Below are 12,596 nucleotides of genomic sequence, written 5' to 3' on the forward strand. Positions count from 1 at the left end.
TGCGAGGCTCTCCGTACCGGTACCCGATTCCAAAGGAACAGGTATGACCACACAAACGGCCCCGGAGATTCCTTCGGCACCCGTCGAGCTCAGTTACGGACGCACCGTCGACCGCTCGCTGGTGCACCGGGCCGCGGTGTCCGAGGTCTTCGTCACGGACATCCTCCCGCTGGCCCTCAAGAAGGTGCGCGCAGCGGTGCAGCTACCGCTCATCCACGGCTACTACAGCGATCATCTGCAGCGGCCCGCCCTGTACGACGCCCTGCTGCTGCTGGAATCGGGACGGCAGGCGGCCATCGCCGGTTCGCACACCCACATCGGCCTCTCCGAGGGCACCACGATGATCGTCGACTCCTTCCGGCTGTCCCTGACCGGGCTCAAGGAGCTGCTGATCGGGTCCGAGCCCGGCCGGCTGCGCATCGACACCGACTACATCGGACGCCCCACCCGGCGCGGCCGCTACCGCAAGGGCAAGGTCGCCCAGCGCTTCTACATCGGGGACACCGAGGTGGGGGAGCACGAGATGGACGTGCTCTTCATCAACCAGCACGAGAACGAGGTGCTCCGGCACGCCCAGCGCGGCACGCCGGCCCCCCTCACCTCCGACTTCCCCGGCCAGGGTGCGGGCGCCGACGGCTCCCGGCAGGTCGAACCGGCCCGGGTGGGCCGCGGCAACCCGCTCAACGTCGTGCTGTCCCGGGCCGAGAGCTCCCCCGCGGAAGTGGCCGCCCGGGTCACCCCGTGGTTCGCCAACCGGGGACTGTTCGACCACGTCTACGACCACCTGCCGGCCATGACCCTCGTCGAGGCCGCCCGTCAGCTGTCGTTCCTGGCGGTGGACGAGCCGCTGTCGACGTACGCCGTCGGCTTCGAGGCCCGGTTCTCCCGCTTCGCCGAACTGGACGAGACCGTACGGGCCGCCGCGCCCCGGCCGCGCCTGGACGGCGGCCGCGGCGAGGTGCCGGTCCGCTTCCTCCAGGGCGACGCCGAGATCGCCCGGGTGACCGTGACCCTCGCCTCCGGGAGTGAACTGTGAGCACCGAACGCCTGGCCGTCTGGACCGACTTCGGCGGCGTACTGACCCCGTCCATCGCTCACACCATGGGCACCTTCTGCGCCGGCCAGGGCCTCGACCCCGCGGTGCTCCAGCAGGCGCTGGGGAAGGTGACGGCGCGGTACGGCACCACCGACATCATGGAGCCGATCGACACCCCCCTCGTGAGCGAGGAGGAGTGGCTCGGCCAGGTCTCCGAGGTGCTCGCGGCCGATCACGGCGTGCACGGCGTACGGCTGACGACCCTCGCCGACGCCTGGTTCGACGGCCGCGAGACGAACCTCGCCTGGGTCGCGGCGCTGCGCAAGGCGCGCGAGCGCGGTGCCTTCGTCGGGATGCTCTCCAACATGGTGCCGACCTGGGACGCGCACTGGCGCCGCATGGTCGACCCGGACGAGCTCTTCGACGACGTACTCCTGTCCTTCGAGGCGGGTCACCGCAAACCGTCGCCCGGCATGTTCGCGCTCGCCGCCGAGCGGGCCGGGGTGCCGGCCGGGCGCTGCGTGCTCGTCGACGACCTCGCGCACAACTGCGCGGGGGCCGAGGCGGCCGGCTGGACCGCCGTGCACTTCACCGATACCGCGGCGGCGGTGGAGCGGCTCGACGAGCTGCTGTCCGCCTCAGACACCTCACCAGCAGCAGAAGGGAACTGATTCCGTGAGCCGTTCCGTGCTCATCACCGGCGGGAACCGGGGCATCGGCCTCGCCACCGCCCGCGTTTTCGCCGACCAGGGCGACAAGGTCACCGTCACCTACCGCACGGGGGAGCCGCCCGAGGGGCTGTTCGGCGTGCGCTGCGACGTGACGGACCCCGATTCCGTACGCCGCGCCGTCGACGAGGCCCGCAGCCAGCACGGTCCCATCCAGGTACTGGTCTCCAACGCCGGGATCACCCGCGACCAGCTGCTGGTCGGCATGGAGGACGAGGACTTCCGCAGCGTCATCGAGACCAACCTGATGTCCGCCGTCACGGTGGCCAAGGAGGTCGTCCCGGACATGCTCAAGGCCCGCTGGGGCCGTGTGGTGTTCATGACGTCGATGAGCGCGCTGGCCGGCGCCCCCGGCCAGACCAACTACGCGGCGTCCAAGGCCGGCCTGATCGGTTTCGGCCGCTCGCTCGCCCGTGAGGTGGGCAAGCGGAACGTCACGGTCAACATGGTCTCGCCCGGCCTGATCGAGACCGACATGGTCAAGGACGTCACCGACGCCCGCCGCGAGCACGTCCTCGGGCAGACCTCGCTCTTCCGGGCCGGCCGGCCCGACGAGGTCGCCCACGTCGTGCGCTTCCTCGCCAGCGAGGAGGCCTCGTACGTCACCGCCGGGATCATCCCGGTCACCGGCGGTCTCGGCGTCGGCCACTGACACCCCCCGCACCCCCGCCCCACCCCCGTTCCCAAGGAAGGAAACCCATGTCCAACGCCACCGTGCTGGAGATCGCCCAGCAGATGGGCAAGATCTTCAACGACCTGGACGAGAAGGTCGCCCACGAGCTCGTCGCCCCGGACTTCGTCGACTACGAGGCCCCGCCCGGCACCCCCGGCGGTCCCGCCGGCTACCTCGGCACCGCCCGCTGGATGAACAGCGTGTTCTCCGAGGCCGCCTGGGACCACATCGACAGCTTCGCGGACGGCGACAAGGCCGTCATCCGGGTCCGGTTCACCGGCATCCACACCGGCAACTTCCTCGGCTTCGAGGGCACCGGCAACAAGGTGGACGTCGAGCACATCCACATCTACCGCGTCGGTGAGGACGGCCTCGTCCACGAGCACTGGGCCTGCCGCCAGGACCTGTTCCTGCTCGCGCAGATCGGCGCCGTCGAGCTGAAGCTGCCCCCGGCGGGCACTCAGGCCTGACCGGCCCCACGCACGGACGGACCGCCGGCCCCCTCGGGGGCCGGCGGTCCTCGCGTTGCGGACGCGCTCCCAGGTGTACGTCCTTCAGCTGTACGTCCCTCAGCTGTGCGTCGCCGAGGCAGCCGGCGCCAGTACGGCCCGGGTCCGCGCCAGCACCTTCGACGCGCCGCAGCGCACCGTCAGGTCGACGCGCACCGATCCGTCCGCCCGGATCTCGCCGACCGTGCCCTCGACGGTGAGTTCCACCCCCTCGGCGGTGTCGGGCACCAGCACGGGACGGCTGAAACGGGTGCTGTACTCACTGACGGCCGCGCCCTCGCCCGCCCAGTCGGTGACGGCGGTGGCCACCAGTCCCATGCTGAGCATGCCGTGCGCGATGACGCCGGGCAGGCCGACGGCCGCGGCGCGGGAATCCGACCAGTGGATGGGGTTGTGGTCGCCTGAGGCAGCGGCGTAACGCACCAGATCGGTGCGGGTGATGCGGAAGGTGCGGGTGGGAATCCGCTCGCCCGTGACCGTCATCGCCCACCTCGCGAGACGAGCGTCGACGTCGTGGTGCACACCGGCGCTCCGCCGTCCGCCTCGCGGATGTGGCCGCGCAGGGTCACGACGTCGTTGCCGTCGACGGTGTCCGCGGCGACCACCTCGACGGTGACGGTGAGCCGGTCGCCGGACCTGACCGGGCGCACCGAGTCGAACCGCTGGTCGCGGTGGACCACGCGGGAGAAGTCGAAGCCGAAGCCGGGGTCGTCCACCACCTGCTTCTCGGCGTGCATCGACAGCACGATGGGGAAGGTCGGGGGCGCGGTGCGCCCGTCGCCGGGGTCGGAGCCGACGGCGAGCGCGAACTCGCGGATCTTCTCGCGGCCGACTTCGTAGGGCTCGGTGGGCGGGTAACTCCGCCCGGCGTAGGACGTGTTCATGGGACAGGTCTCCTTGTCTTCGGTCGGACGGGCAGACATGCGGCGGCGCCCGTGGAGGGAGAGATCACGGGCGCCGCTGCTGTCCGGGGGGAAGGGGGGCCGGAGGGGAAGGGAAGTGGCCGGGGTGGTCCGGGGCCGGACCCGGGTGGTCAACGAAGCGGGCTGCGCACCACCATCGCGGCCGCGTTCCCGTCCCGGCCGACCGAGGTGACCAGCGCGTACACCCGCTCGGCCGGCGGTTCGGCCTGCCACAGGGCGAGCAGGGCGGCGAGCTGCATCGCACCACTGGCGCTGTACGTCTCACCGAGCACATCGGCGACCCGTACGGTGCGCGGCAGCCCGCCGCCGCCCAGCGCGGCCCGCACACCGCGCTCCTCGATCCGCTCCAGACCACGGTGGTGGACGGCGCCGAGGGAGACGACGTCCACCTCCTCCGGGCGGACCCCACTGCGGTCCAGGGCGCGGGTGACGGCCCCGGTCAGGCCGTCGGCGTAGTCCCGCGCGTCGGCGGAGAAGCGCACCTCGCAGGCGAGCAGTTCGGCCAGTACGTCCGCGTCGTCCGCCGGTGCCTCCCGCTGCACCGTGAACACCGCGCAGCCCTCGCCGAGCGCCGCCCGCTCCTTCAGCGCCCCGGTCCGGTGCCAGGCCCAGGCCGCGGGGGCGCTGAGCTCCTCGGCGCCGCCCACCAGCAGCCGGTCGACGCGGTCGAGCGTGAGAGCCAGACGCGCGTGCCGGAAGGCGAGCAGCGAGGCGGTCTGGCCGCCGGCCACCGTGGCGTTGAGGCCGCGCAGTCCGTTGCGGATGGCGACCTGTCCGGCGGCGCAGTTCATCACCGTGTTCGGGAACTGGCCCGGGTTGACCAGGTACGGCTTGTCCAGGGTCAGCGTGTCGTGCAGCAGGGCGCTGTGGCTGGAGACGGAACCGGTGTTGGTCGCCAGTACGACGCCGGTGCGGTCCCCCGCGACCTCGGCGGCGTCCATGCCCTCGATGGCCTCCTTGCAGGCCACCAGGCCGAAGGAGGTGAGCCGGTCCAGGTACTTGGTGCCCTTGCGGCCCAGGTGCGCCTTCACGTCGAAGCCGTCGACGGCCCGGACCGGACGGGGCGGGTACGCGGCCCCGCCCTCGCCGGCCGGCTCCCCGGCCGGCCCGGCGCCGGAGCGCAGCAGCCCGGCGAGCGCGGCGAGGCCGTGACCGGCCGAGGAGACGACGCCGGCGCTGGTGACGTAGAGCGGCCGGGTGGCCGTCCGTGTCGCGGCCGCGGCCGCTGTGGCGGTCGCCGTGGTCACGAAACCCTCCCGAGGATGGTGATGACGTTGTTGCCGCCGAACGCGAACCCGTGGTTCTGCACGATGTCCAGGCGGGCCTCGCGGCCGGTGCCCGGTACGCAGTCCACGCCGTCGCCCAGCGCGGGGTCCGCCTCGGTGACATTGGCGGTGGGCGGCAGGAAGTCCTGCTCCAGCGCCTTGCAGCAGGCGATCGCGCCGAAGCCGCTGGCCGCGCCCATGGTGTGGCCGAGCATCGACTTGATGGAGCTGATCGGCGGTATGCGATCGCCGAAGACCTCGCGGGCGGCGGCCACTTCGGTCGTGTCGTTGGTCGGGGTGCCCGTGCCGTGGGCACAGATGTAGTCGATCTGCTCCGGCTCGACGCCGGCGTTGCGGTGGGCGGCGCGGATGCACGCGGCGATGCTGGCCGCGTCGGGGTGCACCATGTGCGTGGCGTCGCAGTTGGCGGCGTATCCGAGGATCTCCGCGTAGACGCGGGCCCCGCGCTCCCGTGCGTGCTCCAGTGTCTCCAGGAGCAGTACGGCGCCGCCCTCTCCGGTGAGGATGCCGGTGCGGTCGGCGGCGAAGGGGCGCGGCAGGTCCTCGGCCATGGCGCCGAGCGCGTAGAAGCCGGCGTGGGTGAGCCGGTTGACGGCGTCCGCGCCGCCCGCCAGCATCACGTCCGCCTCGCCGCTGCGCACCAGGTCGTAGGCGTAACCCAGTGCGTAGTTGCTGGCCGAACAGGCGGTGGGAATGGTCTGGGTCTCGCCGTGCAGGCGCAGTTCGGCGCTCACCGCGTTGGCGATGCGCGAGGCCGGGGTCTGCCCGGCCAGCTCGCCGTCGATGGACTCCAGCCCGTCGGCGACCCACTGCTCGGCGAGCGCCTGGACGACGGCGGACTCACCACTGGTGGTCCCCATGATCGCCCCGGCCCGGCCCTGCTCCAGCTGCTCCTCGCCGATCCCGGCGTCCGCGACGGCGAGCCGGGCGGCCGCGGCCGCCAGCAGGCCGCTGCGGCCCCATGCCGCCGGGTCGAGGCGCTTGAGGTGGTCGGTGGGCTCGAAGTCGGTGACCTCGCCCGCCCGACGGCGCGGGAAGCCGCTCGCGTCGAAGCTCTGGATCGGCGCGGTGCCGTCGGCGCCGGCCCGGACGGCGGACGCGAAGACGTCCGCGCCGATGCCGACCGGCGACACCGCGCCGAGTCCGGTGATGACCACCCGGCGCCGTGGCGCCGAAGGAAGCTCAGCCATGGTTGCTCTCCGCTGCGTGCTGGACGACGGCCTCGACGAGAAGGCTCAGGTTCACCAGGTCGCCGAGTTCCGTCTTGGGAATGGCCACTCCCAATTCCTTTTCGATCCTGGAAACGACGGTGATGAGCGACAGGGAATCACTGTCGTAGTCGTCGATGAAGTGGCCGCTCCCGGTGAGTTCGCCCTCCTCCAGCTCCAGTTCCTCAATGACGATCCGGCTCACCTGCTCCTGGAAGTCGGCCGCCGTTGCCACAGTCTGCTGAGTCATGCGTCTACCTCTCGTTTTCCGCCGTCGCGGGCCGTTTCCGCTGTCGCGGGGCAAGACGAGAGGAACGTAAGCGGCTCGGAGTCCGGGCAGCAAGAGGGGCCGCACCAAAGAGACACGGCATTCCCCGAAAGTGATACCCGGCCCATTCATGAACCGCCCTCGACGCTTTTATCTGCCCTCCATACGCCTTTCAAATCCCGCTGCCACCATTGCCCTTGCTCGAATCGGAGGAGATTCGGCTGGAGACGGGAGAAGCCACGATGAGCGGTCCACGATTGGCCTTGACATTCCCCGGCCAGGGAGCACAGCAGCCCGGGATGGGGCGCCCCTGGGCGGGCCGGCCCGGCTGGTTCCTGGCGGAGCGGGCGGCCGAGGTGTCCGGGCGCGATGTCGTCGAGCTGCTGCTGCACGCGGACGAGGAAGCCCTGCGCCGTACGGACAACGCCCAGCTGGCCACTTTCGTCCTGGAGATGGTGATCCTCCACGAGGTGCGTCATGCGCTGCCCGCCGCCAGGCGCCCCGTCGTGTGCGCCGGTCACAGCCTCGGGGAGTACGCGGCGCTGGTGGCCGCCGGAGTCGTCGGTTTCGACGACGGTGTACGGCTGGTCGCCGCGCGCGGCGAGGCGATGCGCACGGCGTGTGCCACGGAGCCCGGCACCATGGCCGTGGTGCTCGGCCTGTCCCCGGAGCTCGTGGAGCAGGCGGCGGTGGGGGTCCGCGACGACGGCGGCCGGGTGTGGGTGGCCAACCTCAACTCGCCGCAGCAGAGCGTCATCTCCGGTGAGAGCGGATCGGTCGCCCGGTGCGCCGGGGCGGCGCAGGCCCTGGGCGCGCTCCGGATCGTGTCGATTCCGGTGGGCGGCGCCTTCCACACGCCCCTGATGCGGCCCGCGGCCCACGCGTTCGCCCGCGCGGCGCTGAGCGCGGAGTTCCGCCCCGGCCACGCGCCGGTCGTGGCCAATGTGGACGCCCGACCGCACCGCGGCACCGATGCCTGGCCGCACCGGCTCGGGCAGCAGATCACCGGGCCGGTGCGCTGGGCGGAGTCGGTACGCACGATGGCCGACGAGCTGTACTGCGACATGTTCGTGGAGATCGGCCCCGGCCGTACGCTCACCGGTCTCGCCCGCAAGATCACCCCTCAGGTCTCCCGGCTGACGATCTCCGAACCGGGCCAGCTGGTCGCCGTGCCCGCGCCGGCGCCGTCCGCCGCGGACTCCTCGACGGTGGACGCGGCGACGCCTTCGCTGCGCACCTCCTCGGTACGGAGTGCCGCGTGAGCGCCGAGGAGCACTGGGACGCGATCGTCGTCGGCTCGGGGATCGGCGGGCTCGTCTGCGCCGCCTACCTCGCGGTCGCCGGCAAGCGGGTGCTCGTCACCGAGCAGGGCGGCGTCGCGGGCGGCAACAGCCACGTCTTCCGCAGGCGCCGCGCGTACGAGTTCGACGTCGGCGTGCACTACCTCGGCGACTGCGGCTCCGACGGCCTGCTCCCCGCCATCCTGAACGGTCTCGGCCTGCGCGACCGGCTGCGCTACCGGGAGATGGACCCGGGCGGTTTCGACCGCATCGTGATTCCGGGGGCCACCCTGGACATGCCGGCCGACTGGGAGACGTACCGCAGGCGGCTGCACGAGGCGTGCCCCGCGGACGCGCCCGGCATCGACACCTTCCTGGGCGTCGTGTCCGGGCTGGGCGCGGAGCGACGGGACGCGATCGTCGCCCCCGGCGACGTGCCGATGTCCGACCTGCCGCAGCACGCGCCGCAGTCGGTGGCCTGGGGGCGGCGTACGCTCGCCGAGCTCTTCGCCCACTGCGGTCTGTCCACCCGCGCCCGGACGCTGCTCGCCGCCCAGTCCCCCAACTACGGGATGGCGCCCGACGAGGCGACCGTCGCCCTGCACGCCACGGTCACCGACCACTACGTGCGCGGCGCGTACTACCCGGAGGGCGGCGGCCAGACCCTGGCCGCCGGACTGCTGGAGGTCGTCCGCGCGTACGGCGGCGCCCTGCGCACGTACAGCAGGGTCAGCCGGATCACGGTCGGCGACGGGCGGACCCGGGGTGTCGAACTCGCCGACGGCAGCCGGGCACTGGCGCCGGTCGTGGTGTCCAACGCCGACTACCGGCGGACGATGCTCGGGCTGGTCGGCGAGGAACGGCTGCCGCGCAGGCTCGCCGCCAAGACGCGGGACGCCCGGATGGCGCTGCCCTGGGCGACCGTGTACGTCGCGCTCGACATCGACATCGAGCAGCACGCCAATCTGTGGTGGTACCGGAGCGACGACATCGAGCGGTTCTACGCCGGTCTGCGCGCCGGCGCGGACGCCGGCTCCGCTTCCGGGGACACCTCTTCGGGGGGCACGGACACAGCCGATTTCCTCTTCGCCTCGTTCGCCTCCGGCAAGGACCCCGTCACCCGGCGGATCTGCCCGCCGGGCCATTCCAACTTCCAGCTGATGACGCTGTGTCCTCCCGGTTTCGAACGCTGGGGCGTCACGGCGGGCCCGGCCGACGGCGAGAAGTACCGCCGCAATCCGGCGTACCGGGCGGAGAAGGCCCGGCTCACCGAGGCCGTGCTGGACGCGGCCGAGGAGGCGCTCGGGCCGTTCCGGGGCCACATCACGCATCTGGAAACCGCGACGCCGCTCACCCACGAGCGGTACACGCACTCCACCGGTGGCACGCCGTTCGGAATGGCGCACTGGGGCGCCGCCGGAGCCCGGCCCGACACGGCGACCTTCGTCGAGGGCCTGTACGTCGCCGGAGCCAACACCCGGTACGGGAACGGCATCACCGGTTCGGCGGTCAGCGGCATCGCCTGCGCCGGCCAGATCCTGGGCCGTCGCCTGATGCACGAGGTGCACAGCGGCACCACCCTGGGCGACCCGGCGGCGCTGCCGGAGCGCCGCGCGGACTGGGACCCGCTGGAGGTCTCCCGCGGCGACCAGGACCGGCTCGTCCGCACCGGACCGGGAACCCGCCCGGGTCTCGAGCCCGCCCTGGGGAAGAGCCGATGAGCCTGACTCCGAAAGTGGCCGTCGTCACCGGCGCCACCAGTGGCATCGGCCTGGCGGTCACCCGCGCGCTCGCCGCCTGTGGCCACCAGGTCTTCCTGTGCGCGCGCACCGCCCGCACCGTCGCGGCCACGGTCAGGGAGCTCCAGGCGGAGGCCCTGGACGTGGACGGGACGGCGGGCGACGTCCGCGACCGCGACGACATCCGGCGCGTGGTGCGGCACGCCGTCGACCGTTTCGGCACGGTCGACGTCCTGGTGAACAACGCGGGCCGCTGCGGCGGCGGCAGCACCGCCGAGCTCACGGACGAGATGTGGTTCGACGTGCTCGACACCAATCTCAACAGCGTCTTCCTGATGACCCGCGAGGTGCTCACCGCCGGAGGCATGCGCGACAAGAAGCGCGGCCGGATCATCAACATCGCTTCCACCGACGGCACGCGGGACGACGTCCTCGGCACCCCCTACTCGGCCTCCAAGCACGGCGTCATCGGCTTCACCAAGGCGCTCGCCAACGAACTGGCGCCCACCGGCATCACGGTCAACGCCGTCTGCCCCGGGCACGTCGAGACACCCACGGCCCGCCGGATCCGGCGGGAGTACGCGGCGGCGTACGGCATCGGTGAGGAAGCGGCCCTGAAGACGTTCCGGTCGAAGATCCCGCTCGGCCGCTACTCCACCCCCGCGGAGGTCGCGGGCCTGGTCGGCTATCTGACCACCGACACCGCCGCTTCGATCACCGCCCAGACACTCAACGTCTGCGGCGGCCTCGGTACCTCCTGACCTCCGCTAGCTCGGGTCGAGGCTGATCTCCTGGACACGCTGCGCCGGGGTCCTGCCCACCAGCGCCGTGCGCATGGCGTAGGCCACGTCGTCCGCGGTGACCGGGTGCTCCTTGCCGTCGCCCTTGGTGATCCGGACGCCGTCGAAGACGCCCTCCAGAAGCTGCTCGATCGCCTGCTTGTCGTAGACCTCCACCAGCCGGCCGTCGATCGGCTTCATGGAGAGGATCTTCGGCAGGGACCTCGCCGGGCCGAACTGGATCTGCTTGCCGCCCGCCTTGATCGTGATCAGGCCGGACATCGCGGGCTGGGCGAATTCCCGCATGGCCCGGTCCAGCTCGGCCTGGCCGATCGTCGGGGACTTGGTGGCGACGGGCAGCTCCACCGTGTTCGGCCTGCCGGTCTCCACCTGGGCGCGGTACGCGTCCTTGACCCGGGTCATCGAGCGGACCACGTCGAGCTGCTTGCCCGCCTTGCCCGGTACGGCGACCGCCTTGCCGGGCACGAACTTGATCGTGCCCTCGCTGGCCGTGCCCGAGGTGCCCGCCAGGTCGGCCAGCGCGACGCTCAGCTTCTCCTCGTCGACCGGGATCACCGGCTCGGCGACGCGCTCGCCGCCGAAGAGGGAACCGATCACGGATACGGGGTTGTAGTCGCTGCCCGCGGCGCCGCGCACGGTCTCCTGGCTGTCCAGGGCGAGACCGGCCTTGGACGGCTTGAGCTTCGCCTGCTTGCCGTCGACGGTGAGGACGAGCGGCGTGGCGGCACGCTCGCCGAGGGCGGTGTCGAGCTTGTTGACCGCCTCCTCCTTCGTGCCGCCGCCGATGTCGACGCCGAGGACCGTGGTGCCCTTCGGTACGTCGGAGTGGTTCATGAGGAGTCCCGCGCCGTACGCCACACCGGCCAGACCCACGACGCCCACGGCCAGCAGGACCAGCTTGGAGCGGCCCTTCTTCGCGGGGGCGGAGGAAGCGGCGGGCGGCGGTGTGGTCCGGGCCGGAACGGCCGGGACGGGGGCCGGAGTCTGCGGGCCGTCCGTGAGGGGGGTTACCGGGTCCGGGACGAAGCGGGCGCCGGCCTGCGGCGGGGCGAACGGCGAGTGCCGCTCCGCCGCCGGGACCACGGGCATGCCACTGGTCAGCGTGTCACCGGAGACGTTGTCGCCCGCGAAGGGACCGCCCGCGGAGGTGCCCGGGGCCGGGTTCTGCGGGGTCAGTACCGCCGTGTCGTCGCTCATGGAGGACTGGGCCGGGGCCGAGGGGCCCGCGGCGCCCGGCGGGTGTACGCCGGAACCGGGGCGGGGGCCGGAGCCCAGGAAGGGCGAGCTGCCGGTCATCGGGCCGGTGGTCGGACCCGCCGGACCCACGGTCGGACCCGCCGGGCCGGCCGGACCCGTCGGCCAGACGGTCGGGTCCAGGGGCCCCGCGGGGCCGGACGGGCGCGTGCCGGCGGCGCGGCCGCCCCCGTTCGCGGCCGCGTCACCGGGCGAGCCGCCGGTGGTGCGGCGCGGCAGCGGGGCGGCGCTCTGGCGCTGCGCATCTTCCGGCGCGGAGGGCGTGGAGGGCGTGGAGTACGGGAACTCGGGGCGCTGCCCACCGCCCTGCGGCGCGGCCGGCGCCGCGGCGGCCGGCGACGGCGCGGGAGCGGCCGACGGCTTGCGGGGCGCGAACCAGTTGCTGGCCGGCGGCTGCGTGTCCTCGCCGGTACCGGCCTCCTCCCGCGGCGCCTCCGCCGCGGTGTCCCGCGACGGCTCGGGCGGGCGGGGCGTGGTGCCCGTGCGGCTGCCCGTGCGCTCCGGCCTCACGGGTGAGGAGGGCGGCTCCACGTCGCCCACGGGCGTACGCATGACGACCGGAGGGATCGGCCGCGATCCGGGGATGTTGATCCGGATGCGGGTGGTCAGCGTGGTCTCGGTCCTGGGCTCGTCCGACTCCGCCCGCGCGGCGGCCCCGGCAGTCTCCTCCGGAGCGTCCTGCCCGGGGTTCGGCGACGGATACTGGCGGGATCCGTACGGCGGCGTACCCGAGGGGTACGCGGCTCCGCCACGCCCCTGGGGGCCGGAGGACGAACTGTCAGTTTCACGACTCAAGGCAGGTTCTCCCGGTTGGCTCCGCTCGCCCGCTCTTACCCTGTACTGCGGGAGGCCCGGCGGCGCGCACCACCATACTGGCCGCCGCCGACAGACG

13 protein-coding genes are annotated in these 12,596 nt (G+C 72.7%); 7 read left to right on the forward strand and 6 right to left on the reverse strand.

The genetic code is table 11. From position 1 onward, the window contains the following. Window positions 1-43: 43 nt before the first annotated feature. From ABD374_RS21130 to ABD374_RS21145, 4 genes are read left to right on the forward strand one after another with little or no spacing between them, the layout of a single operon-like run. Window positions 44-1,036 (forward strand): AfsA-related hotdog domain-containing protein, encoded by a 993-nt coding sequence (locus ABD374_RS21130; protein ID WP_344497136.1) that lies wholly within the window; start codon window positions 44-46, stop codon window positions 1,034-1,036. Beyond that, window positions 1,033-1,707, forward strand: a complete 675-nt coding sequence (locus ABD374_RS21135) for an HAD-IA family hydrolase (RefSeq protein ID WP_344497137.1) — start codon at window positions 1,033-1,035, stop codon at window positions 1,705-1,707. Before ABD374_RS21130 ends, ABD374_RS21135 begins: the two co-directional genes overlap by 4 nt. A 4-nt stretch (window positions 1,708-1,711) precedes the next feature. Then, window positions 1,712-2,416: a 3-oxoacyl-ACP reductase FabG gene (gene fabG / locus ABD374_RS21140; RefSeq protein ID WP_344497138.1), complete on the forward strand. Its 705-nt coding sequence runs from the start codon at window positions 1,712-1,714 to the stop codon at window positions 2,414-2,416. A 47-nt stretch (window positions 2,417-2,463) separates the two neighbouring features. Then, the gene (locus ABD374_RS21145) at window positions 2,464-2,907 is read left to right on the forward strand and encodes an ester cyclase (RefSeq protein WP_344497139.1); all 444 of its coding nucleotides are present in this window, start codon (window positions 2,464-2,466) and stop codon (window positions 2,905-2,907) included. 99 nt (window positions 2,908-3,006) lie between these two features. Here the strand turns inward: ABD374_RS21145 and ABD374_RS21150 are convergent, their stop codons facing one another. The 5 genes from ABD374_RS21150 to ABD374_RS21170 all read right to left on the reverse strand — a co-directional run bounded on the left by ABD374_RS21150 (window position 3,007) and on the right by ABD374_RS21170 (window position 6,613). Further along, the gene (locus ABD374_RS21150; protein WP_344497140.1) at window positions 3,007-3,429 is read right to left on the reverse strand and encodes a MaoC/PaaZ C-terminal domain-containing protein; all 423 of its coding nucleotides are present in this window, start codon (window positions 3,427-3,429) and stop codon (window positions 3,007-3,009) included. After that, window positions 3,426-3,830, reverse strand: a complete 405-nt coding sequence (locus tag ABD374_RS21155) for an FAS1-like dehydratase domain-containing protein (RefSeq protein WP_344497141.1) — start codon at window positions 3,828-3,830, stop codon at window positions 3,426-3,428. The genes ABD374_RS21150 and ABD374_RS21155 overlap by 4 nt, the downstream gene beginning before the upstream one ends. 149 nt (window positions 3,831-3,979) lie before the next feature. Next, window positions 3,980-5,116, reverse strand: coding sequence for a beta-ketoacyl synthase N-terminal-like domain-containing protein (locus ABD374_RS21160; RefSeq protein ID WP_344497142.1), 1,137 nt, complete (start codon window positions 5,114-5,116; stop codon window positions 3,980-3,982). Then, entirely contained in the window at window positions 5,113-6,345 is a 1,233-nt protein-coding gene (locus ABD374_RS21165) for a beta-ketoacyl-[acyl-carrier-protein] synthase family protein (RefSeq protein ID WP_344497143.1), read from the reverse strand. The genes ABD374_RS21160 and ABD374_RS21165 overlap by 4 nt, the downstream gene beginning before the upstream one ends. Further along, complete coding sequence (locus ABD374_RS21170) at window positions 6,338-6,613, reverse strand: acyl carrier protein (protein ID WP_344497144.1); 276 nt, start codon at window positions 6,611-6,613, stop codon at window positions 6,338-6,340. Before ABD374_RS21170 ends, ABD374_RS21165 begins: the two co-directional genes overlap by 8 nt. Window positions 6,614-6,888: 275 nt before the next feature. On the opposite strand from ABD374_RS21170, the gene ABD374_RS21175 reads away from it, so the two are divergent. From ABD374_RS21175 to ABD374_RS21185, 3 genes are read left to right on the forward strand one after another with little or no spacing between them, the layout of a single operon-like run. Next, entirely contained in the window at window positions 6,889-7,893 is a 1,005-nt protein-coding gene (locus ABD374_RS21175) for an ACP S-malonyltransferase (RefSeq protein ID WP_344497145.1), read from the forward strand. Beyond that, window positions 7,890-9,632, forward strand: a complete 1,743-nt coding sequence (locus tag ABD374_RS21180) for a phytoene desaturase family protein (RefSeq protein ID WP_344497146.1) — start codon at window positions 7,890-7,892, stop codon at window positions 9,630-9,632. Before ABD374_RS21175 ends, ABD374_RS21180 begins: the two co-directional genes overlap by 4 nt. Further along, a complete protein-coding gene (locus ABD374_RS21185; protein ID WP_344497147.1) occupies window positions 9,629-10,411 on the forward strand; it encodes an SDR family NAD(P)-dependent oxidoreductase in 783 nt (260 codons plus the stop codon). Before ABD374_RS21180 ends, ABD374_RS21185 begins: the two co-directional genes overlap by 4 nt. Before the next feature lie 6 nt (window positions 10,412-10,417). Here ABD374_RS21185 and ABD374_RS21190 read toward each other — a convergent pair whose 3' ends face one another. Beyond that, window positions 10,418-12,499 carry a peptidoglycan binding domain-containing protein gene (locus tag ABD374_RS21190; protein ID WP_344497148.1) on the reverse strand — a complete coding sequence of 694 codons (2,082 nt, stop codon included), beginning with the start codon at window positions 12,497-12,499 and terminating at the stop codon, window positions 10,418-10,420. Window positions 12,500-12,596 lie beyond the last annotated feature (97 nt).

This window comes from Streptomyces enissocaesilis (assembly GCF_039533765.1).
GTDB classification, from domain to species: Bacteria; Actinomycetota; Actinomycetes; order Streptomycetales; family Streptomycetaceae; genus Streptomyces; species Streptomyces enissocaesilis.

Coding starts and splice junctions, on each gene's coding strand:
- ABD374_RS21150 (WP_344497140.1), bottom strand. CDS start 3,429: ATGACGGTCACGGGCGAGCGGATTCCCACCCGCACCTTCCGCATCACC.
- ABD374_RS21185 (WP_344497147.1), top strand. CDS start 9,629: ATGAGCCTGACTCCGAAAGTGGCCGTCGTCACCGGCGCCACCAGTGGC.
- ABD374_RS21145 (WP_344497139.1), top strand. CDS start 2,464: ATGTCCAACGCCACCGTGCTGGAGATCGCCCAGCAGATGGGCAAGATC.
- ABD374_RS21165 (WP_344497143.1), bottom strand. CDS start 6,345: ATGGCTGAGCTTCCTTCGGCGCCACGGCGCCGGGTGGTCATCACCGGA.
- ABD374_RS21170 (WP_344497144.1), bottom strand. CDS start 6,613: ATGACTCAGCAGACTGTGGCAACGGCGGCCGACTTCCAGGAGCAGGTG.
- ABD374_RS21130 (WP_344497136.1), top strand. CDS start 44: ATGACCACACAAACGGCCCCGGAGATTCCTTCGGCACCCGTCGAGCTC.
- ABD374_RS21155 (WP_344497141.1), bottom strand. CDS start 3,830: ATGAACACGTCCTACGCCGGGCGGAGTTACCCGCCCACCGAGCCCTAC.